The following is a 24,443-nucleotide window of genomic DNA, read 5'->3' on the forward strand; positions in this document are numbered from 1 at the left end:
ATCTGTCCCTTATCCATTAAATCTTATATACACGCGCTTCCCAAGGTTTAAGTTCAAAAGAATTTCTTGTTGTTTCACCAACTTCATAGTTACTAATCAACAATTCTGCATTACTAAGGTCAAATGTATCTTTCGTGTCGAAATGATGATTATTTCCCGAGAAATTTGTCACAACCAATAGCTTTTCGTCACCTAAAGTACGTGTATACGCGAAAATTTCGGTATGATTCTCATATAACATGTCAAAAGACCCGTATACAATTATTTCATGCTGCTTGCGAAGTCGGATTAATTTACGATAGTAATGGAATATAGAATCTTGGTCTGCTAACGCTTGTTCCGCGTTAATTTTCCTGTAATTCTCATTCACTCTGATCCATGGCGTCCCTGAAGTAAATCCCGCGTTTACCGTGTCATTCCATTGCACTGGTGTTCGGGCGTTATCCCGCCCTTTCGTGTAGATAGACTGCATGATGTCTTCTGGATTTTCTCCATGATCATCCACTCTCTCTTTATACATATTCAATGTTTCTATATCCTTGTATTCCTCTATCGAATCGAACTTGATGTTGGTCATCCCAAGCTCTTCCCCTTGATAGATATATGGCGTTCCTTTCATCATGTGCAGACACGTTGCAAGCATTTTTGCAGAAGTGACCCTGTACTCCATGTCATCTCCCCATCTTGAAACGATACGGGGCTGATCATGGTTATTCCAATATAAGCTGTTCCATCCGCCATCCTCAAGCTCGGATTGCCATTTGCCAAGTGACCTTTTCAAATCACGTAAATCCAATGGCTTCAGGTGCCACTTGTTCATTCCAGGTTGGGTATCGAGGTCCATATGTTCAAACTGGAAGACCATGTTTAATTCCTTGCGATCTTCACTAGTATATAGCCTTCCTTCTTCTGGAGAGACACCCGGCATTTCCCCTACCGTCATAACATCATATTTTGAAAGTACTTCCATATTCATTTCCTGAAGGAATTCGTGAATGCGGGGACCATTCATGAAATACTGATGACCGGACACATACTTCTTACCTTCTACCTTTTCTCCATCAGGTAACCCTTCTACTTTTGAAATGAAATTGATGACATCCATTCGGAACCCGTCAATCCCTTTATCGAGCCAGAATTTCATCATATCATAGACTTCCTGACGAAGTTTTGGATTCTCCCAGTTTAAATCCGGTTGTTTCTTGGAAAAGAGATGAAGGAAGTATTCGTCCGTCTGTTTATCGTATTCCCATGCGGAACCACCGAATGTCGCCTCCCAGTTGTTCGGCTCTGCCCCATCCTTCCCTGGCTTCCAGATATAATAGTCACGATACGGGTTGTCCTTTGATTTACGTGATTCCACAAACCACTCATGCTCATCAGAACTGTGATTGACCACCAAGTCCATGATAAGTTTAATCTCTCTCTTATGCATTTCTGCAAGCATTTTTCCCCAATCTTCCATAGACCCGAACTCGTCCATGATGTTGCGATAATCACTGATGTCATACCCATTGTCGTCATTCGGTGAAGTATATACAGGGGACAGCCAAACGACATCCACCCCTAATTCTTTTAAATAGTCCAATTTTTCAATGATACCTTGGATATCCCCCACACCGTCACCATTTGAATCATTGAAACTTCGGGGATAAATTTGATATACAACCGCTTCTTTCCACCATTGCCTAGTAGTCATCCTATTTTTATCTCCTTTACCATCACAATATATGAAATCGATTCCAATATTAATTGTACAGGATAGCAGGGGAGTTGGAAACCGCTTTCTTTAGCACCGTCAAAAAATGTTCACATTAATAGGAAAGGAATAGTTTTGCAATAATGTGTAGTAAGGTCTATAATTTTAGAAAAAGTATCTTGAATTCAAAAGAGGCGAATTATAGTGGATCATTCTAAGAAAGTGGAAAACCTATTGCTCGCGGCAACGATTATTGCCCTTGTCGCAACTCTAGGCAGTTTATATTTTTCTGAAGTATTGATGTATATACCATGTGAATTGTGCTGGTATCAACGAATATTGATGTACCCGCTAGTAATCCTGCTGGGAATTGCCACCATTAAGAAAGATGCGGGAATTGCAACCTACGTCCTTCCACTTTCCATTATCGGGGCAAGCATATCCTTCTATCACTATTTGATACAGAAGGTCGCATTTTTCGGCGAGAACTCCGTTTCTTGTGGAGTGGTGCCATGTACTGGTCAATACATCAATTGGATGGGCTTTATCACTATCCCATTTCTAGCACTTATCGGTTTTATATCCGTTACGGTAATCTTATTTTATGTAAGAAATCTTTCAAAGAAAGCAGGTAACTAATCTTGAAAAAACTCATCATTATCATGGCGGTCATCATGGCCATCTTTATAGCTCTCGTTGTCATTACTAATATACAGCAGAAACAGAATGTAGAAGGCAATCCTTTTGGAAAGGACAAACTTCATACAGAAACACAAAAACAACTGGATGATCCTCTTTATCAAAACATCATTACACCTGATCAATTGAAGGAAGATTTAGCTGCTGGTGAAACGAAGACTATCTATTTCTATAGCTCGACTTGCCCTGCTTGTAAGCAGACAAGCCCTGTTGTTGTGCCAATGGCAGAAGAGATGGGTGTTGATATGGAGCTATATAATTTACAGGAATTTGAACAAGGCTGGGACGATTACCGAATAAGGTCTACACCTACATTCATCCATTTTGTTGATGGCCAGGAAGTGGAACGCCTTGAAAACTACCATCAAGACCATAGCGTATATTCAAACTGGTTCGAGAAAGTAAAAGAAACTCCTAGCGAATAATCGCCAGGAGTTTCTTCCATTGTTGGAACACTAAATAAGAAAATGATTGGAAGGACGAATAAATTTACTGAAAAAATTTGGCTTGCTTGGCTTTTGTGCAAATTGATCAATTGAAAATGGGAAGGAAAAACCGAACTCCCTTAACATGTCGACATTCCTCTTAAATATTTCACGATGCTTGTTAAGTAGATCCTCTTCTTGGATTGCTTCAATAACTGCTATGATGGCTTGAAGACAAGAAATGATATGAAATGCTTCCTTTAACGTTCCATTGTAATCGGAAAAAGTATCATGGACTTCTCCAGTATGAAGGGATAATTGTTTGGCAAGGTTTTCTATCTCTTTATCTGTGAAATAATAAGGAAGAATGTTCGTTAAGAGGTGTTGGACCAATTCACCGATGTGGTCCTCCTGCTCTGGAGTTGATGCGTACACTACTTTCACGAATTAAAACCACCCTTTTTAACTTCTCTATAACAAAAGAGTAACACAAATGCATCTTTAATTGGGTAGGTAGTTAATGGAATCCATAGACTGATTACGACAAGAATCAATACTGAATTTTGTGTTTCATGATTTATAAGGAAAGGAGCTTACCATGAACAACCATACACTAACATTTACCATTACAAAAGATAACAACCTCCCCTTACAGAGCTACTTGAAAGATGTGTTGGGTATACCAAAAGGCCTTCTCCACGAATTGCGTATGTCCAAGCAGGTCATGGTGAATGGGAAGGTCCCAAATTGGACAATACCGCTTCAGGAAGGTGAGGAGCTCTCTGTCCCGATTTTGGCAGAAAAACTCTCTCCTCCTGCTTCAGACTTGAAAATTGAGGTAGTATTTGAAAATGAGCATTTCTTGGTGGTAAACAAGGAGGCTGGCATGGATACACACCCTTCCTCTGAAAAAGACTTACACTCCCTATCCAACGGAGTTGCCTATCATTTCAAAGTAAACGGAATTCATTCCAAAGTACGTCATATCCACAGGCTGGACAAAGACACCAGTGGTGCCATTCTTTTTGCCAAACATGCCATCGCTGGAGCAATACTTGATAGGATGTTAGAAGAAAGAAAAGTAAAAAGGACTTACCTCGCACTTGTGGAAGGGATCATGGACAAAACCACAGGGACCATCGATAAAGCAATTGGAAAAGATCGCCATCATGCTTCCAGAAGGCGAATTTCCCCGAACGGCCAAAGATCCGTCACTCATTATAATGTCTTGAAAACTTTCCCTAAGGATAGATTAACCCTTGTAGAATTGACGCTTGATACAGGAAGAACACATCAAATCCGAGTACATATGAGCAACATGGGTCATCCTTTATACGGCGACAAGCTTTATGGGGCAACGGGTAAACACCATCGCCACAGTCTCCATGCTTGGAAGTTAGTTGTCCCACATCCTTTTACAGCTGAGAATATCACTGTACACGCACCACTCCCTGATGGGTTCGGGCCACCTTCTCTAAAACTTGAAGAGCTGTAGCACTCTAGCTACAGCTTCAGACTGTTGACAAACCTTATATATTTTAAGATTTGAAAGTAACTGTTGATCTTCGTTCCAGGCGCTTCGCTTTCCAGCGGGCGGTCCGTAAGCCTCCTCGGCTTACGCCTGCGGGGTCTTACCTGTCCCTTCCTCCCGCGGGAGTCTTCGCGCCTTTCACTACGATCTACACGGGAATCTCATCATTTTTAATAATAATTAACTTTGTCTACACACTGGACCTGTAGCAGCTACAGCTTCTTCCTGAATACATAACTCGCTTTCTCATAATCCATCTTTTCTTCATAAAACCTATGTGCATCCACCCTAACTAAACCGGAAGACAGCGTTACTTTCTCGCATCCTCTTTCTTTTCCCAGCTCCTCGATATACCTAAGCAACTTTTCTCCATACCCCTTCGACCTTGAAGTAGCTTTTGTCACAAGATCATATACATAAATGTGGCGTCCATCATAAAAATTTGTCAGGGTAATGATACCCGTGACCGCCACCACATCTTCTCCTTCAAATAATGCATGGACTTCATAGCCCTCACGTCGCATCGTTTCGTTCATTTCAAGAAAGGACTCTTCTGTCAAATGGGGTCTTAACTCTTTCATTACAGTATATCCCTGTAATAACTCTTCAGCTGTCTGCAAGTGTTTAATCATAATCCTTTTCCTCCCTTATGTATAAAGCCCATCGTTAATGGTCATTACCAATATAGTACTATTTTTGTTCACAAGATTGATCTTTTTTGAATAATTTTTCGTTAGGTTTCTAGATATAATAAAACCATTGAACGAGAGGAGTGCTCTAGTTGAAAAAATTAACTTTACTGATTTGCCTGCTTTCACTATTGATGTTGGCAGCTTGTGGATCATCTAATAACGATGGAAAATCGAATGGTGAAAGTGCAGGGATTCCTAGCATAGTAGAAGTGGAAATCAAGCTTCCGGAAACCATAGAACCGAAGGAAGAAGTAAAAATCGAAGCATTGGTCACACAGGGTGATGAAAATGTGGAAGATGCAAATGAAGTGACATTTGAAGTATGGAAACAAGGGCAAGAAGCTGATCATGAAATGTTAGAAGCAGACAATGATGGAGAAGGAATTTACTCCATAACCAAAACGTTTGATGAGGAAGGCTTTTACTATGTGGTGGCTCATACCACTGCAAGAGATATGCATGTAATGCCACGCGTTGAAGTGACAGTTGGGAACCCTGATCCTTCCGAAAAGGAGGAAGAGGTTAGCAATCACGAGCATGACCATGAAACTCACGAACAAACCGATCATGATGATCATCACAGCCACGGTCACGAGCATGAAAATACCTTACACATGTCGTTACAACATGCTAAAACGGTGAAAGCAAATCAAGAAACCATATTATCCACAAAACTTATGCAAGGAGAAACACCATTTACCGGTGCAAATGTCCGCTTTGAAATTTGGCATGAGGACTCTGAGAAGCATGAATTTATAGATGCGGAAGAAGTCAGTGACGGTAAATACGAAGCCACAGCGACCATGAACGAAAGCGGTTTGCACTATGTCCAAATACACGTGGAAAAAGAAGAACTGCATGAACACCAAATAGAAGAATTGGAAGTTAAATAAAGTATAACGAAAGGTGCCGGTCAAAAGAACCGCCACCTCAGTGTGTAGACGAAGCAAAATTCATAGCAGTTTTCAAGTTGATCGTAGTGGAAGGCGCGCAGACTCCCGCGGGAGGAAGGGACAGGGAAGACCCCGCAGGGCGTAAGCCCGAGGAGGCTTCCGGACCGCCCGCAGGAAAGCGAAGCGCCTGCAACGAAGAGCAACTCTTCCAACAGATAACCTAACTGGTTTATAGTTTGTCAACAGTCTGAGGTGCCGTTCAAAAGAACCGGCACCTTTCGTTTAAATTTAAAAATCAAAGTTATCCGGATCCGGACCTACCCGCTTATTTTCATTCAACGCATGAATTCTTTGCATCTCTTCTGCTGATAACTCAAAATCAAAAATATCAGCATTCTCTTTAATACGATGCTCCTTCACAGACTTAGGTATCGTTACCACACCATTCTGTAGATCCCAGCGTAAAATTACCTGTGCAACAGACTTATTATGAGAAGAAGCAATTTCTTTTAATACTTCATTATCAAGTAGTTGTCCCTGCATCAAAGGTGACCAAGCTTCAAGCTGGATTTCGTTTTCTTTACAGAAATTAAGCAACTCTACCTGAGAAAGCTTAGGATGGTACTCCACTTGATTGACCATCGGCTTCACTTCTGCCACTTCCAGAATATCTTGCAGATGATGTATTTGGAAATTACTTACACCAATTGCGCGTACTTTGCCATCTTGATATAGCTTCTCTAATGCCTTCCAAGTATCAACATATTTTCCTTTCACCGGCCAGTGAACAAGGTAAAGATCAAGATACTCAAGACCAAGCTTTTCCATGCTCTCATCAAATGCTTTCAAAGTGGATTCATACCCTTGGTCTGCATTCCATACCTTTGTCGTAATGAAAAGCTCTTCACGAGGCACATCGGATTCTTTGATCGCTTTTCCGACACCTTCTTCATTTTTATAGATGGCAGCCGTATCAATGCTCTTGTAACCCGCATGAATGGCCATCTTTACTGAGGCTTCAACTTCCTGCCCCTCTTCTACTTTAAAAACCCCCAAGCCAAACCATGGCATTTCTATCCCATTATGTAAGGTTGTGGTGGACGCTAAACTTTTCATTTTTTTCACCATCCCAATTTTATAGAATACCTTTATTATGTCCGATTACCGAAATTAAGCAAATTATTTGCCTAGGCCTTCACCCAAAAATTTGTCCATCCATATAAATAGAAAAAAGGAGTTTTTTGATGGAGATGTTTGACTACATTATGCTTTTGAATTTGTTGGCCATTGTTTCTACGACGCTAGGCAGTTATCTATACGTCTCCCAGATGGTGAAGCGAAAAGGCGCTTTTTTCTTTCATACGGTCATCAGTCTTTCCTTCATTGTCACCACTTGGTTCATTACCACTACAATTTGGTACTTCCTAACCATACAGGTTGACGGACTCCTTTACATTGGTGGGATGCTTTTCAACATGATGGTAGCCATCTTCTGTTCAACCGTCCTTTTGGCATATCTCTTTGTCCAGCGCGCTTATCTCATAAAAAAGTATAAAAAAGGAAATAAATAACACCTATCCCAAGGTTCTCATGGAACCTATGTGATAGGTGTTTTTTTAATTATTGCATGCTGTTCTTGATGGCACTGGCCACCTGGATGGTGCGCTTGGTCTGATGCTTCACCGCTGCAGCCACATCCTCTTTCCAGTTCCCATCCTGATCGGCCGTCACACTTGTGCCATATGGATTTCCTCCGGTTTCAAAAATGGAGTTATCTGTATAACCTGGTGCCGCTACAATCGCTCCCCAATGATACATGATGGTGTACAGATTAAGGATCGTCTGCTCCTGGCCACCATGAGGATTACTAGCAGATGTCATGGCACTTGCCACCTTGTTGGCAAGCTTTCCTTCTGCCCAAAGACCTCCTGTAGTATCCAAGAATTGCTTCATCTGTGCAGGGAGGGTGCCATATCTTGTCGGGACACTGAAGATGTATGCGTCGGCCCATGTCAGGTCATCCAGACTTGCCTCTGGTACATCCTTTGTCTCCTCTAGATGTTGCTTCCAAGCCGGATTGGAATCAATTGCCTGCTGCGGGGCAAGTTCAGGCACCTTGACCAACTTCACCTCTGCTCCAGTTGCTTTTGCAGCCTCTTCAGCTGTTTTTGCTAGTTTGTAGTTGGTTCCTGTTGAGCTGTAATAAATAATTGCCAATTTTACATTCGTTTCCATCATATAACACTCCTTTTTCTTTTAGTCCAAGGGTTAACTTCTGGATGGTGAGGTTTTATGTACTTTCCCTCTAAGTTATCTTGTACCCAAATATCTTGAATTAAAACTTTCCACTAAAAAAACCTCCTGCCACTTAAGACAGGAGATTTTCTCTTAATGCTAATCAACCACCAGGAATGATCTCAGGGTATTCATCCTTATTTGAAGTTGACATCACATCTGGCTGGGTTTGGACTTCCGCTTTTTGCAATTCCCCAGCTCCTCCAAACAATAGAAATACAGCAACTGCCACAAGAATCAATCTTTTCTTCATACTAATCATCTCCCTATTTTAAGAATGTTTGTTTCTTTAATTCTTTGTAACCAAGTGAGTAGTAGTAGCTGGCTTTTTTATATTTATAAGTAGATTCAAAATAATGTGCCAGCCGTTCCGCATAAATGATGAGCGGTTCCTTTAAATCCTTTTTCTGAAAATATGGCAAAGCTTCTTCCAGAAAGATCTGATCGAACCTTTCATAATCGCTCTCTAGGATACTTTCATGAATAGAAAAATAATAATGATACTCAATGGCATCCTCGGGATTCTCCAATAGCGACTTACCTATCTGAAGCCATCTTCTGCATTCGGATAAATCCCCCAGTTTATCATATTCCAATAGAATGCAATAAATGGAGGTGAGTTTACTTAATGGTTTATCCTCCCGTTTTAAATAGTAACTTTTTTCATATTCTTTTATTGCTTCCAATTGCTGACCTTGAATAGAATACAATTTCCCTAGATTATGATAGATGAGTGACTGTAGATACATATTGTTGAGAGATTCCGAGAGTTTTTGTGCAAGGAGATAGCTTTCTTCCGCGCGGTCATACTCCCCTATCCTTCGATAACAGATCCCCAACAGCACCTGACATTCGGCACTTCTCTTGAAGTCATAGATTCCCTGGAACTCGTGGAGCGCTTTGGTGGTATACGTGATACTTAGCGGTTCCTTCAAAGTCTGGCTGTATGTAAGACCAAATAGGTAATAAAGGTCTGCTTCTTCGGATTTATCAAAATTGGAGTTTCTTTGAAGGAGCTTTTCCGCTATTTTCAGGTGTTCTAAGACACTGTTGAAATTATTCAATCTATATTCGTAAATGGAATAGAACTTTTGGAAGTAATAGTGCATTTGTATATCAAAAACATCCATGAACTGTTGCAGTTTATCAATTAAAATTCGGGATTGCTCCATGTTCTTAAGATATAGTTGATAGCGTAATTCAAATAATACAAAATACATGTAGGTCTTCGTATTTACGGATGAGATTTTATTGGAAAGCACCTCATGCCGTCGTCTGATTTCTTCACTCTCACTTGTTGTCATCAATTTGTACCAGGAAGTCAACTCTTCTAAAATCGAATCATCCTGCTGTTCAATCAGACTGACTTCAAGACGTTCACAAAGAAGTCTCAATACTTCCTCACTCGGGGAGGTCAAGTTGTTTTCTATTTTTGATAGATAGGAAACAGAAATAATCCCTCTTGCAAGGTCATCTTGCTTTAATCCTTTTTGTATGCGAAAAAATTTAATTTTGCTCCCAATATCCATTTTAGTTGTCTTGGTTGCTGGCTGATCTAGATTTATCATATGGATCATTCCTTCGCTTTGTATTCTATTTTAAATATTCAGATTACTATAAGTAAACGTTTACGTCAAAGCGGTTTGGATTATGTATCTCTATTATAAAAGCTAACCATGATTTTCGTAACCACTTTTTTATAGTTATCTAGGCATATTTCAATAGGATAATTCTCCTTTGTTACAACAGTAGATGAGTAATCTGTTGGGTGTCACCGATAAAAACATATGTTAATTGTAACAACATCACTATTTTTGACGAACGTTAACTAGTTTTGTCTTCCATGGAGGAGTTCACTCATCAATGTGTAATTAGATTAAGGAAAGGGAGGTAGTTTGAATGGAATTAAAGACACATGAAGTTGCAAAGGAATTGGGAATGGCCCCTCGGACCATCCGAAAGTGGGTTCAAAAACACAACATCCCCTGCAGCAAGAATGATTATGGCCATTATGTCTATGATGCAAAAGCCATTGCCCGTCTGGAAACTCTAAAAGCAAACTCGGAAGTCGCCGGTACACTTGAATGGTTTGATGCCGACACTCCCAACCCTCAAAAGGTAAAAAGGAATGACACCACTCCAATTGAACAAAAAATGGAAGCCTTGATGGAGAGAGTTAGCAGGACAGAGCAACTGGTGCAACAAAAGGCGGACGATGTGGTATCCTATCAACTCCTGCAACAAAGAAAGGAAATGGAAGAACTGACGAAGAAAGTGGAAAAACTAGAAGAAATGCTCGATCAATTGCAAGCCAAACAAGGAAAAAAACTCGAACCCCCATTGATTTTTGACCAGCCCCCACAACCAAAACGCCGCAATGTATTTCGTTCCATATTCGGATTATAGTGAAGCTGCCTATCATAATGATGGTCAGCTTCCTTTTTTTATACCATCTAGTACGACGGTAAATTCCTTGATTAGTAAAAGTTGATCGGAATCCTCTAGTTGTGAAGCAAGTATGCGTTTGATTGCCATAACATACTTGTCCTCTGGTTTCTTTCTTGTTCTCGGGTGAGTCAACTCATCATTCAACTCCGTCCTTATAGCTTGGTGCAGCATATTTCCCTCACCCATGTTGAGGCTTTGGAGTGAACGGCTATTCCATAATTGTTTATATAGCTCAAACAACTCATCTGATTTTTTCATGGTTTTCCTCCTAATTTCTACAAATTCTCTTAAATTTTATAGAATTTTCTTTCAATTTATGGTACTTTGAAAAGGAATACTCGTACATATAGCATCTCGGTAAGGAGACTAGCAATGAACTTTCTGAAAGATATATTACTACAACTATTCTTTTTGGTCGTTCCTCTTCTTTTTTACTATTCATTGGTGCACAGGAGATACAGTAAGCCTTCGGAATTATTCCGACAGACGGCGGTTTTTTTCTTCTGTACCACTTCTGCATTTTTATGTATTCTATATCCAATACAAATATTTCCTGGCTTCCCTATTTATTTAAGTGGTATTCCCGTTTTGATGGCCTTTATGTATGGTGGATATTTGGCAGGGTCTTTGACCATCATGGCTTTTATCCCTTTTTCTATTGTTTCACCATCATTTACCTGGTCTATGCAGATGCTTGCCATCATACCTGCTCTTGCAATCTTGCTTCATTTTTTTCTAAAAAGTCGGAATTTCCATACAAAAAATATTTCTTTCGTTGCAATGGCAGCGTTAGGAGGTATATTATACGCCACTTCCTCTTTTTTAATAAACAATCATCATAACTTAATGGGTGGATGGACAACCCATCTTCAACAAGCTTTTTTGTCAGGGATAATTTTTGTGGGGAGCACACTACTTCTTTTTTACATAATGGAAGTTTTATGTGGCATAGATCAGCTGCAACAAAACTTCAAGAAAATGAAAAAGCTATATCATATCAACGTGTTGGCTGACGAAGCATCAAAAGAATTCCATAAGCCCTTGACGATGATAAAAGGATTCACACACTTATTAGGGGCTGAACAAAATAAGGCGAATAAAGAATACGTCCCTATCATCCTAGAAGAATTACACCGGGCAGAAAGAATCATTGATTCTTATTTAAATCTAGCAAAAGCAGATATGTTTCCCTCAAGGACCATCTCCTCTAAAGAACTTTTGGAGTACGTATTAGCTGGAATCTTTACTTATGCAAACAACCAGAACGTTCAAATTAAAACGAAAAATATGCGCAACCTTAGAATTAAAGGCAATATGGAGATGTTGGTAGAATCCATGACAAATATTTTAAAACATTGTATTGATTCAAATGGTGGTGCAATCAATAGAATCCACCTTAATCATTTTCTCCACCGGAATGAGGTTGTCTTTGAAATACTGCTTAATTCCAAGGGGGTTGAGACAGAACCAGTTAAATCATTTTTACATTTACCTGCGATGCTCGACAAAGCAGAAAATTCTGCTCTTTATACCGCCTACACCACCTTTCTAGCTCATGGAGGGGATATTCAGATCAGAACCAGGATGTTTAGAAACACACTAGTCCTTACACTTCCGGCACAAGTCAAAAAGAGCGAATATGCTAGCCGTAAAGTAATAAGAACTAACTAAAGAAAAGGGATACCATTAATCAGCAGGATATCCCTTTCTTTATATTTAAATATCCTTAATGGTGTCAGGATCAATTAATAGATAAATCAACGCTGCTGCTACGAAACAGTATATAGCAAAATAAATAAGTTTGCTTCGCTTCAAGAATCCAATAAGCCAAACAATTCCAAGCCAAGAGCAGATAAAAGTTACTACAAATGCGGTAATCAATGCAGGTACTCCGATATCAGTAACGAAACTACCATATATATCATCCAACGCTAAAACTGACGATCCAAGGATTACTGGGATGGATAAAAGAAAGGAATATTTTACTGCCGTCTCTCTGCTTAATCCAGTGAGTAAAGCTGTAATAAGAGTGGCTCCTGACCTTGAAATTCCAGGAAACACTGACAAAGTTTGTCCTAGTCCTACCATCACTGAATCTTTAAATGTCATTTCTCTTTCACTACGGGTCCCATAGCGATGAAAGCGTTCAATGTATATTAATGCTATTCCAGTTACCGTAAGGGCCAACGCCATAGAACCAGGGCTCTTCATGGATTCATCAAACATATTACTTAATAAGACTCCTAGCACACCGGTAATAATTGTCGCAACTACTATGTAGATGGCAAACCAAAATTGTATCCTATTTTCTGGCGTCTTCTTTTTGAAGTAGGAAAAAAAACCCACGATCACCTGCCAAAGGTCTTTACTAAAATAAATCACAACCGCTAGGATCGATGCCAAATGTAAGAATATCTCAAAAGATAACCCTGGAAATCGATATCCTAATACTAATTGGGTAATGACGATATGAGCGGTACTTGAAATGGGTAAAAACTCCGTAATCCCTTGCACAATACCGAAAATAATTGCTTCAATAATCGACATATTCCTGCTCCTTAATGCTATTTATGTATTCAATGAGAAAAAACCAATGATAAAGCCAACTATCGAACCACCGATGCTTAAGGAAACATAAATTCCTGCTTTTTTATAAAGCTTTTCAGTGAGAAGTTGGATTGCCTCCACACTGAAGGTGGAGAATGTAGTGAAGGCTCCCAAAAAACCTAAACCTAATGCTAGGAAGATTGTATTTCCATATAATACTTCCGGTTCATCATACATCCCGCCGTACAAGAGTCCAAGGCCAAGAGAACCGACCAAATTTACTATAAGCATTGCAATAGGAATAGATGGGTTAGGAACTTTACTCATAAAGAAAAGCCCAACCAGATATCTGCATACCGCTCCAACCCCACCACCGGCACTAAGTAACAATGCCATCATAGATTGACTCATTCCACCTCTCCCTCCCCCTGAATGGAAAGGTGCCGCTCGGCATAACTTCTCCCTGAAACGAACCCGATGAAAGCAAAAAATAATCCCCCGGTGATAGAAGCTATTATGTAAATGGCAGTGGATAGGGCCATAGCCTGTGAACCCATTAGGAATACATCTCCCGCCAACGTTGACATCGTTGTAAAGCCGCCGCAAAGACCGACACCCAAGCCAGCCTTCACCCATTCTGCAGACTTGATATAGAGGAACCAACCTGTAAGTACACCAAGCAAAAAGCTCCCCAAGATATTTTCCACCAAAGTTCCAAAAGGGAAACTATAGCCAAGCGTTCCAATATTAATACCATACCTTAATAAAGAGCCCAATGCTCCTCCAATGAGTACAGCCAATATATTTTTCAACATGCAACTTAACCACCTATTTGAAACGTTTTACACTAATTATGCAAGAAAAGAGTGGGTGACTGCAAACGCCATCCACTCCTTTTCTCTTACATTTCCACCTTAACCTTTTCCGGTTGAAAATATGCGCGAACAATGATCTCGAGAATCTCATGTGTCATATTCAGATGCGCAATCGGGCTGCCTTTCAAAAGCTTTTGTGTATTGGCATCTTCGAATGAGATACTTCGATCAAGGTATGGTTCAAATACGTCAATCATGCTATTCAATTGAATTTCCACTGGTGTTAACGTGTATGCTGTTCCTTTTTCATAAATTCCTAGGGTTTTAAATTGTAGGTGCTCCTTGATGGTACCTAGTATCTCCCTATTTGTGGGTGGCGTGGGATTCGTAATGTTATAGATGGTGTTTTTCGTTGCCTTTTTTGCCGCAATCGTTAGGATATCAGCGACATAATCCACCGGTACGAGATTGGAAGTACCTTCCTTAGAACCTACCAGGTGAACCTTTTCATGATAATTCTTTCGCTCGAGTTTACGCTTGAAAAGTTCCAGTCCCCTCATGAAGCCATAAAGGGTAAAGTTGGAATCTGCTTCTCCTGTCTTTGAATCTCCTACAATGATAGCCGGACGGAATATGGAGACATCCATCTTATCCTTGTACTTCATCACTTCGTGCTCAGCAAGCGCCTTACTCTCCTCGTAAGGATTGTTGAAATTCTGTTGCAGGTCATACAGTTTTTCCTGCCCCTTATTGGAGACCCCTACTGTATAGGCGGTACTGACATGGATGAACTTTGGCACTCCGATTAGCCTTGCTACGCCAAGGGCGTTCTTTGTTCCGTGATAATTCATTTCCATAAGAGTGTCTCTAAGATGATGATCAAATTTCACCAATGCCGCAAGATGGTAGAAGATATCTACCTTCTTTGTAAGTCCTGAAAGTATATCCGTAGAGAAGCCGAAATTCTTTTCCACGATATCTCCTTTCAGGATCGTGACATTCCCCTGCAAGGATAGAGGCAAGCGGTCCTTTAACTCCTTTGCTTTGCCCATGTTTCTGGCTAATAGATAGACATTATGTCCTTCTTCCAAGAGGTTGCGTATTAACCTCCCTCCTAAAAATCCAGTAGCACCAGTTAAGAATATATTCATTGAAGTCCTCCATTGTTGAACATGATTTTTCAATCAAATCTACTACAATCTTAATATAGAATCTGGCATAAATCAAAACTTGGAAAATATTGATGAAGCATATCACGATTAGTGGGCTGAAGATGACATACGTTATACTGGAAATAATGACATATGACAAAGGAGTCTGTGATGAGTAAAAAATTCTGGGGTTTACTTCTTGTGATTGGTTGTCTTGCCGCGTACTTCTTTATACCCAAAATGTATACCACGGTAACTCAAAAATCCATTGGCAGCATGCCATATGAAGTCGAGGAAAGTGAAAATATCTCGTTTGCCACTTTTGCAGGCGGATGCTTCTGGTGCATGGAACCACCATTTGAAAATCTTCCCGGGGTGTATGAGGTGGTTTCCGGCTATACTGGAGGAAGCGTGGAAAACCCCGCCTACAATGATGTTACCACCGGGGACACAGGCCACGTAGAGGCTGTCATAATCGCTTACAATCCTAATGTTATCGAATATGCTACACTTTTGGAGGTATTTTGGAGACAGGTCGATCCGACAGATGAGGATGGACAGTTTGTAGATAGAGGGACGCCTTACCGCTCCGGGATCTTCTATCATAATGAGGAACACCAGCAACTTGCGCAGGAATCAAAAGATAAACTGGAAGCCTCCGGACGTTTTGAAGCACCCATTGTTACAGAAATCAAAGCCGCAGAAACATTTTACATCGCAGAAGACTACCACCAGGATTATTACTTGCAAAATCCTGTACGCTATGAATATTATCGGGACAATTCAGGGCGGGATAAATACTTAGATGAGGTCTGGGGAGACGATAGAACCGTCATTCCGAAAGTAAAGGATGATGGTAGCACCCTCCTCCATTTATCCAAGGAAGAATTACGCTCCCACTTAACACCTGAACAATATTATGTGACACAGGAGGACGGTACAGAAGAGCCGTTTAATAATGAGTACTGGGACTCTGAGGAAGAAGGTATCTACGTGGACCTAATTTCCGGAGAAGCTTTGTTCAGTTCCACAGATATATATGATTCTGGCACAGGGTGGCCGAGCTTCACGAAACCTCTGGTGGAAGAAAACCTTGTGGAGCTTGAAGACCGAAGCTTTTTTTCTGTCAGGACGGAAATCCGTAGTAAATTGGGAAATGCCCATCTGGGACATGTGTTTGATGATGGCCCTGAGCCTACTGGATTAAGATATTGTATGAATTCCGCAGCTCTACGGTTTGTCCCAAAAGAGGAAATGGAAGCAAAAGGATACGGGGTGTTCCTGGATCTATTTAACTAGCCCTGTTAAAGCGAGCACCGGGAAAGACTCCTTCAAGCGCCCTTAGGAAAAGCGGAGCCCAGTTCGGAAATCAATAGCTGAACTTAAAAGTTCCATGTTAAAGACTATCACCACCCACTCGCCATATGATGGTAAGTGGGTGTGCAATCATTAAGCATCCTTCAGCTTTTTCGATTTTCCCGTACAAGCTTCCATCGCAGATACCACTGCAGCACGGAAGCCCTGCTTTTCGAGCGTGGTCACCGCTTCAATCGTAGCTCCACCTGGGGTACACACATTATCCTTCAGTTCCCCAGGATGCTTGCCTGTTTCCAACACCATTTTCGCTGCACCAAGGACGGCTTGGGCTGCCATTGTGTATGCTTGATTTCTCGCTATGCCCTGTTGAACGGCCCCATCTGCCAACGCTTCAATGAACATATACACATAGGCAGGTGAGGATCCGCTGACAGCAGGTACTGCATCCATTAGCTTTTCAGGCAGCACCTCCGCCTTACCGAAGCTCTCAAAAAGACGGATGACGTCTTGCAATTCTTCCTCTTTAACTGTGTCATTTGCACAAATCGCACTCATTCCCTCCCCTACCAAGGATGGGGTATTAGGCATGACACGTACCGCTTTGATCTTTCTTTTGAAAGCTACTTCAAGGAACTCCAGGGTTATGCCAGCAGCGATGGTAATAACGACTGCATCACGCTTGACCACATTTGAAATCTCCTCTATTACCTCTTCATGGAGATCCGGTTTCACCGCCAAAATCAGCATGTCTGCTTTTTTAGCTACTTCCCTGTTATGTAACGTTGCTCCAATCGCGTATTCTTCAGTAACCTTCTCTACAGTCGCCTTTGTTTTCGCACTGGCAAGTATCTGATTTGCAGATACTAGCTCTGACTTTATCATTCCACCTATAATGGCCTCAGCCATTTTCCCGCAACCAATAAAACCAATTCTCTTATTCTTCATTTATGTATCACTTCCTAATCGTTCTGCCTAGAATTATATAGAACCTGTATTAAGAAAGCTACCCCATTGGCGGGGTAGCTCAGTGTGTAGACAAAGTTCAAAAATGATAAAAATTTCTAGTTGATCGCAGTGGAAGGAGCGGAGACTCCTCGAAAATGCTATCGCATTTTCTTCGTGCGATGAATCGCTGTCGAAGTATTCCTTGTCCTGCGGGAGGAAGGGACATGGAAGACCCCGTAGGGCGTAGCCCGAGGAGGCTTCCGGACCGCCCGCGGAAAGCGAAGCTCCTGCAACGAAGATCAACTCTTCCAACAGATAACCTAACTAATTTATAGTTTGTCAACAGTCTGAGCTACCCCATTGGCGGGGTAGCTATTGATTATGGACTAATGAACAGGTAGATGCTGTTTGCCACATATAGTGCAATAATCGCAAGTGAAATGATGAGATAGCTTGGTGCCTGTTTGGCTTTTGTCCGATGTAGCATGGTATATAGAACAATCAGGTTCATGATAATGAGTGTGATGGTGGATATATAGTGGAGTAACTCCACTGATGAAAGCAACAGCCCACCTCTGTAAAAAATATCCGAACTGCCAAGCACGAACAAATTGAACAGGTTACTCCCCAATACACTTCCAATGGCAAGCCCCGGATTTCCGAGACGCACGGCAACGATGCAACTTACCACTTCCGGCAAAGAGGTGGTAACCGCAATCATAAACATCCCGACAAAGCTTGATCCCAAACCTGTGAGTTCCCCAATTCTGTCCCCTGTCACAGTCAGGATTGTTCCAAACACCATGATAAGGAAACAACTAAAGATAAAGAAAGAAACAGTCCTTTTCATTGAAATGGAGGAGTAATCGATTTCTTTTTTTACATTGGTAGTGTTGAGCGGCACTTCGGGTACCTGTATCTTGGAAAGAAAAAACATCCCAAGACCATATCCGACCAATAGCAAGATCGAATCCAACCCGATACCGAACACTTGAAACCCGGATTTTATATGAAGACCCACCAAGAGATAAATGGAAAGGATCAATCCAACGAGTGCTGTAAATACGTGCTCCTTCGTCTTGTGCTGAAAGATCCTCCTCTTGATGAAATAAATGTTGATAAAAGCCAAAGTCAGCATGTTAAAAAGGTTGCTTCCCAAAATATTACCTAAGATAAGGTCTGGATTATTGATGATAGCAGCTGTATAACTTGTCGTGATCTCCGGCAGGGATGTTGCTCCACCAAGTAAGACAGCTCCCAAAAATGCACCACCCTTATGAGATTTTTTGCTGATGATATCCGCATATTTGGAAAGTTTAACAGCTACAACAACTGTTACAATCACACTGGCGATAAATAAAAAATAGACCAATTTACATTCCTCTTTCTACTGTCGGCTTTTATATTTTCAAAAAAGAACATGCCTTAATTTCCCTCAAAGGTGTAGCTTTTAAAGCGACAGATATTGGTAGTGTTTCCATCTAGGTATTCCCTTTTTGATGGGGAATGTAACTTAGTTGGAGGAGAAGTGATGGGGGGGATGCTATGAACCCCGGTGATCATCAAAACCCCTTAACATTGTCCTCATTGACCTTCTATGAACCCATGTCACCAACAAAATCCCTAAACATTGTCCTCATTCACCACCTATGAACCCCGGCCACCAACAGAATCACTAAACATTGTCCTCATTGACCTTTTATCTCGCCACAAAGACAAACTTATGACATAAAAAAGGCCCTGACACCACTTATGGATGCCAGGACCCTCTATAAAATTATGCAGAAAAAACGATATCAATGTTTTTTTCCACCACTACTTTTTGAATTCGATGTTTCTTCACTTCTTCAATATGGATGACGAAGCTTTCACATTCAACCCGCTCTCCTTTTTTGGGAAGGTAACCGAGCATGTCGGATATCCAGCCTCCTAATGTGTTAGCTGTCGACTCTGCTACTTCAAGTTGCAATAGCTCTGTGAATTCTTCAACAGGCAGACGTCCATCCATGCGGAATTTCAATTCATCAAGAATTTCCACCAGGTTTTCATTTTCGTCATGCTCATCCCATATTTCCCCGACAATTTCCTCAATGATATCTTCAATGGAGATGATTCCAGCTGTTCCCCCGTATTCATCAAGCACAATGGCAAGGTGGTTTTGGGAGGTTTGTAGCTCCTTCAATAGGTTCGAGATTTTTGCAGAACCAATGACAAAGAATGGGCTGCGGGCAATATCCTTTAAAGTAAATGCAGGATTTTGAACATATTGTGCGAAAAAGTCTCTATGTGAAATGACTCCGATTATATTATCAATGGATCCTTCATATAAAGGTAAGCGTGAATATTGTTCTTTTATAAAGATGTCTTTAATTTCTTCAATAGACGTATCCTCTGAGATGGCAACCACATCTGGCCTAGGCGTCAAAATATCTTTCACAACGATATCATCAAACGCTATGGCATTATGAAGCAACTCTCGTTCTTGTGTGAGAAAAGTCCCTTCTTCTTCTCCAATTTCCACCATTGCGATTACGTCTTCTTCTGTTACAGTAGGCTCCTCCTTATCTGCACCAAGAAGTTTCTTGACACCTACTTTTAGTTGGACGAACAACCATGTAATTGGATAAAAGAGTTTCATGACTGTCATTAAAGAGGCTGATATTAAAAGTAAATATTTTTCTGCATATTGTTTTGCTAAAGATTTTGGCAAAATTTCACCAAAAACAAGGACTACTACAGTAATAATCGCTGTCGTAATTGCAAGCGTACTGCCACTGCTTCCATAGATCTGTGTAGCAATATTAGTCGCAATTGCCGCCATCGCGATATTAACGATGTTATTACCGATTAGAATAGTGGAAATACTTTGATCAAAGTTCTCCGCCATGTTTAAAGATCGTTTTGCTTTTGCATTGTTGTTTTCTGCTTGATTACGAAGCCGCACTTTATTAACGCTCGTAATAGCTGTTTCTGATGCCGAAAAATATCCTGATAATATTAACAATGCCCCTAATAAAATTATCGAGTCATAGGGTATACTATCCAAGTTCTCATCACTCTCCTACATATATATATAATAAATATATTTTGAAACGGGAAATTTAGCAATAAAAATGAAAAAAATACCTTAAAAAATTGTATTTTTCCAAATTTTTAACAAAATTGCACAACCTTTATTTTCATGATATAATTATCTCGAATTAAAGATATATGAATTAAAAATATTTATATAAAAAAGGAGTGAACTCATATGGAATTGTTAGGTTTACACCACGTTTCTCTATTAACAGCGAAAGCAGAAAAGAATTATCAATTTTTCACGGAAGTACTAGGTATGCGACTGGTGAAAAAAACGGTTAACCAAGACAATACCTCCTCTTATCACCTATTCTACGGGGATGCGGAGGGGAATCCTGGAACAGAAATCACCTTTTTTGATATTCCAGGTCTAGGCAGGACATATGAAGGGGTTTCAAGTATTTCGTCCACTTCATTAAGAGTGCCGACTACCGAATCTCTTCACTTTTGGAAGCATCGTTTTTCTTCCTTGGATGTTAAGCATGGCAATATTGAAAAAAAAGCAAATCGGGATACATTGGCATTCGAGGATCACGAAGGAACAAAGCTGGTCCTTGTTGCTGATAATGAGGAAGAGGGCGTTAGTGCAGGGGTCCCTTGGGTAAAAAATGACATACCAAAGGAGCACGCGATCATAGGGCTGGGTCCTGTGACGTTGACAGTCAAATCCTCACCTCCTACAGCCACCATTTTAACCAATGTCCTTGGTTTTCGTCATGTGGGGTCGTATCCATCTCTCAAAGGAGATTTTCCGGCGATAGAGGTATATGCAACCGGAAAGGGTGGATCAGGCGCGGAAGTCCATCTCGAAACCAGACCGGATCTACCCGCCGAAAAAATTGGCAGAGGTGGCGTGCACCATGTTGCATTTCGGATTCCCAATAAAGAAGAATTCAACCAATGGGTTCAGCGTATCAGACAAATACGTCTTCCAAACTCTGGTGAAGTGGAGCGACATTACTTTAAGGCGCTTTATTTCAGGGAGCCAAATGGAATCCTGTTCGAGCTTTCCACGGACACTCCAGGATTCACTGTCGACGAACCGCTAGAAAGCATGGGAGAGCAACTCGCACTACCGCCTTTCTTGGAGCCAAAAAGAGCGGAAATTGAAGCAAGCCTGAGACCGCTGGAAATCAATTAAATCATAAAAATGGGAGAGCTATCTTTGGCTCTCCCAAATTCTTTTTTAGTTTTCCTCCACTTCCTTTTTATAGATGATCCCCAACACGAGAACAGAGATGATAGGTGCCAATGCAACGAGTGCGATCATACCAAAACCATCCGTCAAGGGATCACTTCCCTCCGTCACAGATGCCACGCCAACCGCCATCGACAAGATGAAGGTAACCGTCATCGGTCCCGTTGCCACTCCCCCAGAATCAAAGGCGATACTGACAAATATCTTTTTTGTAAAAAACAGCAAGATAAATGCGATCAGATAGCCGGGAATAATATAATACCAGATGGAAAAATTGAATTGGATCCGGAGCATGGACAGGGCAATGGCCACTCCTACTCCTACAGAAAGAGTCAGTAGCATCGCTTTTTTGGAGATGTATCCTTCCGTAACATCCGCTACCTCTTTATTAAGCACCCTTACAGCCGGCTCTGCTATCGTGGCTACAAAACCCAGTACAAACCCGATTGGAATCAGTATCCAGGAGTGAGTCATATCGCCAAGGCTCTCTCCCATCTTTTCACCTACCGGCATGAAACCGATATGGACACCCTGGAGGAACAGGGCCAGGCCTATGTATGAAAAGGCAAAACCAAGCAATATCTTTTTCAGCTTATCCCAGTCCAATTTTAAGAAAATGAATTGAAAGACCAGGAAAAATACCAGTAATGGAACTAAGGCGAAGGTTACCTCTATCAGCAGCTCTCCAAAGCCCTTAAAGATATCATGCATCATTGATAGATCACCCCTAATAATAGAACAGCAAGTATTGGGCCGATGGAAGCCAATGCAACCAGTCCAAATCCTTCACTTGAGGATTCGTCTTTTCTCATTACAGATGCAACTCCAACCCCTAAAGCTAGAATAAAAGGGACTGTCAGGGGACCTGTCGTCACCCCTCCGGCATCGAAGGAAATCGGAACAAAGGTCTCCGGGGTAAAAAAGGCGATGATGAAAACAAGCAGGTATGCAGGCATAAGTAGGTAAGGTAGCTTTATTTTATAAATGGTCCTTACCATGGCCAGCGCAACAAAAATCCCCACTCCAAGGGCCACCGAAAGAATCAGGGTGGTCGAGGTAATTTTCCCCTCCGACACTTCGTCCACCTGGGTTGCCAGCACTCGCACATCCGGTTCAGCCACAGTGACAGCCACCCCCAGCAATAAGCCGACAAGGATGATCAGCCACTTCTTCTTCGGCTTTGGAAGAACTTTTCCAATCATGTCCCCTACAGGCAAAAGCCCGATGTTAACTCCCATCAGGAAAAACATCAAACCAAACGTGACCATTAAAAGACCTATTATAAACAACATGAACTTCTCAAAAGGAAGCCCAATCAAGAAGATTTGCAACAAAACAATTACTATAGATACAGGTAATATTGCCAGAAAAGATTCCTTGACCGAATCTTTGATATCCTCCATCTCTTCACTCCCACTCTACTTATCTCTTTTTTACCTTTTACCCTATTATTCCCAATACATAACAAAGGAAGGTTTATTTTTTTTGAAAGCGCTGACAAGTTTAAGCCTATACACATATAGTGTTAGCAAAGGGAAAGGAGGGTGTCACATGGAAAGAATTCTTCTGTTTTTTGCAGCCATGCTAGCAGGTTTTGCGCTTCTAAGAGTACCAATGACTGGAACGTTTGCTGCTCTTGAGCCGATCACTAGTATTCTGGGCGTCATTACTGTTTTAGTATTCTCACTTGCCTTAATCTATCGAGGGGTAAGAAACCTCATAAACCGATAATCATCTGTGGTATAATTGTAAATAATCTGAAAAGTCCTGGAGCCGTGCACACTCCGGGCTTTTTATATGGGGTGAGATACGTAATGAATGAAACAGTATTTGTGTTTCCATCAAGAGATGCAATAGAAGAAGTGGCGATTTTCATTTCTACGTTCAATGGACAAGCACAAAGCCACATCGGTTATTGTGGAAGGCAAAAGGAAGAGATAGTCTCTTCATTGAAAAATGATTTTACAGATATTCCTTTTGAAAAAGCTTTCGTTGTAGCTTACGAGGGTGAAACATTAGTTGGTGTCCTAGGATTTGATGCAGACATCGAGCAGGGATCGGCAGAGGTTTGGGGGCCTTTTTTAACTGACAATCAGAAGGAACAAGGGCCATTATTGTTCAAGAAGATGTTGTCCATATTACCTTCTGTGGTGGAAAAGCTTAGCATGTTTCCCAACAAGGAGAATAAAATGGTCACGTCAATAGCAGTAGATTTTAATTTCTCAAAACAAAGCGAACAGGCTATCCTGACCATGAAACGAAATGACTTCAACTTGACTCAAGTAACGAGGCTACCGGAACTGCCTGTGCAATACTACAGCGAGATGATGAGACTTCACGACCTAGCCTTTCCTGATACATACTACAGTGGAGAACAGATCATTCGCCGTCTGAATGCACATAGGAAAGTGTTTGCTTATGAAAAGGAAGACTGCTTGGCCGGCTACATCTATACGGAAGTCGAGCCTGAATTTTCAGAGGCGAGCATAGAATTTTTTGCAGTGGATGAGCGGTTTAGGGGAAATGGCATTGGGGCTGATCTATTGAGAAGCGCAATTGCTTGGATCTTTTCATTTAAGGGGATGGAAGAGCTACAATTATGTGTGAATGCAACTAATAATCATGCAATCAAACTTTATCAGAAGTCCGGTTTCAATCTTGCTGATGAACTCCTTTTTTTCGAAAAGAAGCTGAAGGTCCGCGTCTGACC

Annotated in this window: 28 protein-coding genes; 11 read left to right on the forward strand and 17 right to left on the reverse strand. The window is 41.1% G+C overall.

Features of this window, described 5'->3' with window-relative positions:
- Positions 1 to 16 precede the first annotated feature (16 nt).
- Positions 17 to 1,699: a glycoside hydrolase family 13 protein gene (locus EKQ44_RS13145; protein WP_237664010.1), complete on the reverse strand. Its 1,683-nt coding sequence runs from the start codon at positions 1,697 to 1,699 to the stop codon at positions 17 to 19.
- A 204-nt stretch (positions 1,700 to 1,903) separates the two neighbouring features.
- Between EKQ44_RS13145 and EKQ44_RS13150 the strand changes: the two genes are divergently transcribed.
- Together EKQ44_RS13150 and EKQ44_RS13155 are read left to right on the forward strand one after the other, a co-directional pair.
- Positions 1,904 to 2,338, forward strand: coding sequence for a disulfide oxidoreductase (locus EKQ44_RS13150; RefSeq protein ID WP_237664011.1), 435 nt, complete (start codon positions 1,904 to 1,906; stop codon positions 2,336 to 2,338).
- Positions 2,339 to 2,340: 2 nt separating this feature from the next.
- Positions 2,341 to 2,823 (forward strand): thioredoxin family protein, encoded by a 483-nt coding sequence (locus EKQ44_RS13155; RefSeq protein ID WP_237664012.1) that lies wholly within the window; start codon positions 2,341 to 2,343, stop codon positions 2,821 to 2,823.
- 30 nt (positions 2,824 to 2,853) lie between these two features.
- Here the strand turns inward: EKQ44_RS13155 and EKQ44_RS13160 are convergent, their stop codons facing one another.
- Positions 2,854 to 3,267, reverse strand: a complete 414-nt coding sequence (locus EKQ44_RS13160) for a DUF5365 family protein (RefSeq protein WP_237664013.1) — start codon at positions 3,265 to 3,267, stop codon at positions 2,854 to 2,856.
- A 154-nt stretch (positions 3,268 to 3,421) separates the two neighbouring features.
- On the opposite strand from EKQ44_RS13160, the gene EKQ44_RS13165 reads away from it, so the two are divergent.
- Positions 3,422 to 4,318, forward strand: a complete 897-nt coding sequence (locus tag EKQ44_RS13165) for an RluA family pseudouridine synthase (protein ID WP_237664014.1) — start codon at positions 3,422 to 3,424, stop codon at positions 4,316 to 4,318.
- 248 nt (positions 4,319 to 4,566) lie between these two features.
- On the opposite strand, the gene EKQ44_RS13170 is transcribed toward EKQ44_RS13165, so the two are convergent.
- Entirely contained in the window at positions 4,567 to 4,986 is a 420-nt protein-coding gene (locus tag EKQ44_RS13170) for a GNAT family N-acetyltransferase (protein WP_237664015.1), read from the reverse strand.
- A 149-nt stretch (positions 4,987 to 5,135) separates the two neighbouring features.
- On the opposite strand from EKQ44_RS13170, the gene EKQ44_RS13175 reads away from it, so the two are divergent.
- A complete protein-coding gene (locus tag EKQ44_RS13175) occupies positions 5,136 to 5,939 on the forward strand; it encodes a FixH family protein (RefSeq protein WP_237664016.1) in 804 nt (267 codons plus the stop codon).
- A gap of 288 nt (positions 5,940 to 6,227) precedes the next feature.
- Here EKQ44_RS13175 and EKQ44_RS13180 read toward each other — a convergent pair whose 3' ends face one another.
- Positions 6,228 to 7,055 carry an aldo/keto reductase gene (locus EKQ44_RS13180; RefSeq protein WP_237664017.1) on the reverse strand — a complete coding sequence of 276 codons (828 nt, stop codon included), beginning with the start codon at positions 7,053 to 7,055 and terminating at the stop codon, positions 6,228 to 6,230.
- 128 nt (positions 7,056 to 7,183) lie between these two features.
- Here EKQ44_RS13180 and EKQ44_RS13185 point away from each other — a divergent pair, with 128 nt between their 5' ends.
- Positions 7,184 to 7,510 carry a hypothetical protein gene (locus EKQ44_RS13185; protein ID WP_237664018.1) on the forward strand — a complete coding sequence of 109 codons (327 nt, stop codon included), beginning with the start codon at positions 7,184 to 7,186 and terminating at the stop codon, positions 7,508 to 7,510.
- A 49-nt stretch (positions 7,511 to 7,559) separates the two neighbouring features.
- Here EKQ44_RS13185 and wrbA read toward each other — a convergent pair whose 3' ends face one another.
- The 3 genes from wrbA to EKQ44_RS13200 form a co-directional block, all read right to left on the reverse strand.
- Positions 7,560 to 8,174 (reverse strand): NAD(P)H:quinone oxidoreductase, encoded by a 615-nt coding sequence (gene wrbA, locus EKQ44_RS13190; RefSeq protein ID WP_237664093.1) that lies wholly within the window; start codon positions 8,172 to 8,174, stop codon positions 7,560 to 7,562.
- A 163-nt stretch (positions 8,175 to 8,337) separates the two neighbouring features.
- Positions 8,338 to 8,487 carry a hypothetical protein gene (locus EKQ44_RS13195; protein WP_237664019.1) on the reverse strand — a complete coding sequence of 50 codons (150 nt, stop codon included), beginning with the start codon at positions 8,485 to 8,487 and terminating at the stop codon, positions 8,338 to 8,340.
- 13 nt (positions 8,488 to 8,500) lie between these two features.
- Entirely contained in the window at positions 8,501 to 9,802 is a 1,302-nt protein-coding gene (locus tag EKQ44_RS13200; RefSeq protein WP_237664020.1) for a helix-turn-helix transcriptional regulator, read from the reverse strand.
- 331 nt (positions 9,803 to 10,133) lie between these two features.
- Here EKQ44_RS13200 and EKQ44_RS13205 point away from each other — a divergent pair, with 331 nt between their 5' ends.
- Positions 10,134 to 10,640 (forward strand): MerR family transcriptional regulator, encoded by a 507-nt coding sequence (locus EKQ44_RS13205; protein ID WP_237664021.1) that lies wholly within the window; start codon positions 10,134 to 10,136, stop codon positions 10,638 to 10,640.
- Positions 10,641 to 10,664: 24 nt separating this feature from the next.
- On the opposite strand, the gene EKQ44_RS13210 is transcribed toward EKQ44_RS13205, so the two are convergent.
- Positions 10,665 to 10,940, reverse strand: a complete 276-nt coding sequence (locus tag EKQ44_RS13210; RefSeq protein WP_237664022.1) for a hypothetical protein — start codon at positions 10,938 to 10,940, stop codon at positions 10,665 to 10,667.
- A gap of 114 nt (positions 10,941 to 11,054) precedes the next feature.
- On the opposite strand from EKQ44_RS13210, the gene EKQ44_RS13215 reads away from it, so the two are divergent.
- Positions 11,055 to 12,353, forward strand: a complete 1,299-nt coding sequence (locus tag EKQ44_RS13215) for a histidine kinase dimerization/phospho-acceptor domain-containing protein (protein ID WP_237664023.1) — start codon at positions 11,055 to 11,057, stop codon at positions 12,351 to 12,353.
- Between the two features lie 45 nt (positions 12,354 to 12,398).
- Here the strand turns inward: EKQ44_RS13215 and uppP are convergent, their stop codons facing one another.
- The 4 genes from uppP to EKQ44_RS13235 all read right to left on the reverse strand — a co-directional run bounded on the left by uppP (position 12,399) and on the right by EKQ44_RS13235 (position 15,195).
- The gene (gene uppP, locus EKQ44_RS13220) at positions 12,399 to 13,229 is read right to left on the reverse strand and encodes an undecaprenyl-diphosphatase UppP (protein ID WP_237664024.1); all 831 of its coding nucleotides are present in this window, start codon (positions 13,227 to 13,229) and stop codon (positions 12,399 to 12,401) included.
- Positions 13,230 to 13,250: 21 nt separating this feature from the next.
- Positions 13,251 to 13,640, reverse strand: a complete 390-nt coding sequence (crcB, locus tag EKQ44_RS13225; RefSeq protein ID WP_237664025.1) for a fluoride efflux transporter CrcB — start codon at positions 13,638 to 13,640, stop codon at positions 13,251 to 13,253.
- Positions 13,637 to 14,044 carry a fluoride efflux transporter FluC gene (locus EKQ44_RS13230; protein ID WP_237664026.1) on the reverse strand — a complete coding sequence of 136 codons (408 nt, stop codon included), beginning with the start codon at positions 14,042 to 14,044 and terminating at the stop codon, positions 13,637 to 13,639. The genes crcB and EKQ44_RS13230 overlap by 4 nt, the downstream gene beginning before the upstream one ends.
- An 86-nt stretch (positions 14,045 to 14,130) precedes the next feature.
- The gene (locus tag EKQ44_RS13235) at positions 14,131 to 15,195 is read right to left on the reverse strand and encodes an SDR family oxidoreductase (RefSeq protein ID WP_237664027.1); all 1,065 of its coding nucleotides are present in this window, start codon (positions 15,193 to 15,195) and stop codon (positions 14,131 to 14,133) included.
- A gap of 171 nt (positions 15,196 to 15,366) precedes the next feature.
- On the opposite strand from EKQ44_RS13235, the gene msrA reads away from it, so the two are divergent.
- The gene (msrA, locus tag EKQ44_RS13240) at positions 15,367 to 16,494 is read left to right on the forward strand and encodes a peptide-methionine (S)-S-oxide reductase MsrA (protein WP_237664028.1); all 1,128 of its coding nucleotides are present in this window, start codon (positions 15,367 to 15,369) and stop codon (positions 16,492 to 16,494) included.
- 150 nt (positions 16,495 to 16,644) lie between these two features.
- Here the strand turns inward: msrA and proC are convergent, their stop codons facing one another.
- The 3 genes from proC to EKQ44_RS13255 form a co-directional block, all read right to left on the reverse strand.
- Positions 16,645 to 17,457 (reverse strand): pyrroline-5-carboxylate reductase, encoded by an 813-nt coding sequence (proC, locus tag EKQ44_RS13245; protein WP_237664029.1) that lies wholly within the window; start codon positions 17,455 to 17,457, stop codon positions 16,645 to 16,647.
- 379 nt (positions 17,458 to 17,836) lie between these two features.
- A complete protein-coding gene (locus EKQ44_RS13250; RefSeq protein WP_237664030.1) occupies positions 17,837 to 18,829 on the reverse strand; it encodes a sodium:calcium antiporter in 993 nt (330 codons plus the stop codon).
- A gap of 405 nt (positions 18,830 to 19,234) precedes the next feature.
- Positions 19,235 to 20,503: a hemolysin family protein gene (locus EKQ44_RS13255; protein WP_237664031.1), complete on the reverse strand. Its 1,269-nt coding sequence runs from the start codon at positions 20,501 to 20,503 to the stop codon at positions 19,235 to 19,237.
- A gap of 204 nt (positions 20,504 to 20,707) precedes the next feature.
- On the opposite strand from EKQ44_RS13255, the gene EKQ44_RS13260 reads away from it, so the two are divergent.
- The gene (locus EKQ44_RS13260; RefSeq protein ID WP_237664032.1) at positions 20,708 to 21,676 is read left to right on the forward strand and encodes a ring-cleaving dioxygenase; all 969 of its coding nucleotides are present in this window, start codon (positions 20,708 to 20,710) and stop codon (positions 21,674 to 21,676) included.
- Between the two features lie 45 nt (positions 21,677 to 21,721).
- Here EKQ44_RS13260 and EKQ44_RS13265 read toward each other — a convergent pair whose 3' ends face one another.
- Together EKQ44_RS13265 and EKQ44_RS13270 are read right to left on the reverse strand one after the other, a co-directional pair.
- On the reverse strand, positions 21,722 to 22,447 hold the full coding sequence (locus tag EKQ44_RS13265) for a DUF1538 domain-containing protein (protein ID WP_237664033.1): 726 nt from the start codon (positions 22,445 to 22,447) through the stop codon (positions 21,722 to 21,724).
- Entirely contained in the window at positions 22,444 to 23,136 is a 693-nt protein-coding gene (locus EKQ44_RS13270) for a DUF1538 domain-containing protein (protein WP_237664034.1), read from the reverse strand. The genes EKQ44_RS13265 and EKQ44_RS13270 overlap by 4 nt, the downstream gene beginning before the upstream one ends.
- A gap of 148 nt (positions 23,137 to 23,284) precedes the next feature.
- Between EKQ44_RS13270 and EKQ44_RS13275 the strand changes: the two genes are divergently transcribed.
- Positions 23,285 to 23,464 carry a hypothetical protein gene (locus EKQ44_RS13275; RefSeq protein WP_237664035.1) on the forward strand — a complete coding sequence of 60 codons (180 nt, stop codon included), beginning with the start codon at positions 23,285 to 23,287 and terminating at the stop codon, positions 23,462 to 23,464.
- Positions 23,465 to 23,547: 83 nt separating this feature from the next.
- On the forward strand, positions 23,548 to 24,441 hold the full coding sequence (locus EKQ44_RS13280; protein WP_237664036.1) for a GNAT family N-acetyltransferase: 894 nt from the start codon (positions 23,548 to 23,550) through the stop codon (positions 24,439 to 24,441).
- Positions 24,442 to 24,443: the final 2 nt, after the last annotated feature.

It is taken from the genome of Sutcliffiella horikoshii, from assembly GCF_021991925.1.
GTDB lineage: Bacteria > Bacillota > Bacilli > Bacillales > Bacillaceae_I > Sutcliffiella_A > Sutcliffiella_A horikoshii_F.

What these genes read in the sequence shown, in the direction of transcription:
- EKQ44_RS13145 (WP_237664010.1), bottom strand. Translation starts at nt 1,699, where the DNA reads ATGACTACTAGGCAATGGTGGAAAGAAGCGGTTGTATATCAAATTTAT.
- EKQ44_RS13165 (WP_237664014.1), top strand. Translation starts at nt 3,422, where the DNA reads ATGAACAACCATACACTAACATTTACCATTACAAAAGATAACAACCTC.
- EKQ44_RS13170 (WP_237664015.1), bottom strand. Translation starts at nt 4,986, where the DNA reads ATGATTAAACACTTGCAGACAGCTGAAGAGTTATTACAGGGATATACT.
- EKQ44_RS13180 (WP_237664017.1), bottom strand. Translation starts at nt 7,055, where the DNA reads ATGAAAAGTTTAGCGTCCACCACAACCTTACATAATGGGATAGAAATG.
- EKQ44_RS13185 (WP_237664018.1), top strand. Translation starts at nt 7,184, where the DNA reads ATGGAGATGTTTGACTACATTATGCTTTTGAATTTGTTGGCCATTGTT.
- wrbA (WP_237664093.1), bottom strand. Translation starts at nt 8,174, where the DNA reads ATGGAAACGAATGTAAAATTGGCAATTATTTATTACAGCTCAACAGGA.
- EKQ44_RS13195 (WP_237664019.1), bottom strand. Translation starts at nt 8,487, where the DNA reads ATGAAGAAAAGATTGATTCTTGTGGCAGTTGCTGTATTTCTATTGTTT.
- EKQ44_RS13200 (WP_237664020.1), bottom strand. Translation starts at nt 9,802, where the DNA reads ATGATAAATCTAGATCAGCCAGCAACCAAGACAACTAAAATGGATATT.
- EKQ44_RS13205 (WP_237664021.1), top strand. Translation starts at nt 10,134, where the DNA reads ATGGAATTAAAGACACATGAAGTTGCAAAGGAATTGGGAATGGCCCCT.
- EKQ44_RS13210 (WP_237664022.1), bottom strand. Translation starts at nt 10,940, where the DNA reads ATGAAAAAATCAGATGAGTTGTTTGAGCTATATAAACAATTATGGAAT.
- EKQ44_RS13215 (WP_237664023.1), top strand. Translation starts at nt 11,055, where the DNA reads ATGAACTTTCTGAAAGATATATTACTACAACTATTCTTTTTGGTCGTT.
- uppP (WP_237664024.1), bottom strand. Translation starts at nt 13,229, where the DNA reads ATGTCGATTATTGAAGCAATTATTTTCGGTATTGTGCAAGGGATTACG.
- crcB (WP_237664025.1), bottom strand. Translation starts at nt 13,640, where the DNA reads ATGAGTCAATCTATGATGGCATTGTTACTTAGTGCCGGTGGTGGGGTT.
- EKQ44_RS13230 (WP_237664026.1), bottom strand. Translation starts at nt 14,044, where the DNA reads ATGTTGAAAAATATATTGGCTGTACTCATTGGAGGAGCATTGGGCTCT.
- EKQ44_RS13235 (WP_237664027.1), bottom strand. Translation starts at nt 15,195, where the DNA reads ATGAATATATTCTTAACTGGTGCTACTGGATTTTTAGGAGGGAGGTTA.
- msrA (WP_237664028.1), top strand. Translation starts at nt 15,367, where the DNA reads ATGAGTAAAAAATTCTGGGGTTTACTTCTTGTGATTGGTTGTCTTGCC.
- proC (WP_237664029.1), bottom strand. Translation starts at nt 17,457, where the DNA reads ATGAAGAATAAGAGAATTGGTTTTATTGGTTGCGGGAAAATGGCTGAG.
- EKQ44_RS13260 (WP_237664032.1), top strand. Translation starts at nt 20,708, where the DNA reads ATGGAATTGTTAGGTTTACACCACGTTTCTCTATTAACAGCGAAAGCA.
- EKQ44_RS13265 (WP_237664033.1), bottom strand. Translation starts at nt 22,447, where the DNA reads ATGATGCATGATATCTTTAAGGGCTTTGGAGAGCTGCTGATAGAGGTA.
- EKQ44_RS13270 (WP_237664034.1), bottom strand. Translation starts at nt 23,136, where the DNA reads ATGGAGGATATCAAAGATTCGGTCAAGGAATCTTTTCTGGCAATATTA.
- EKQ44_RS13275 (WP_237664035.1), top strand. Translation starts at nt 23,285, where the DNA reads ATGGAAAGAATTCTTCTGTTTTTTGCAGCCATGCTAGCAGGTTTTGCG.
- EKQ44_RS13280 (WP_237664036.1), top strand. Translation starts at nt 23,548, where the DNA reads ATGAATGAAACAGTATTTGTGTTTCCATCAAGAGATGCAATAGAAGAA.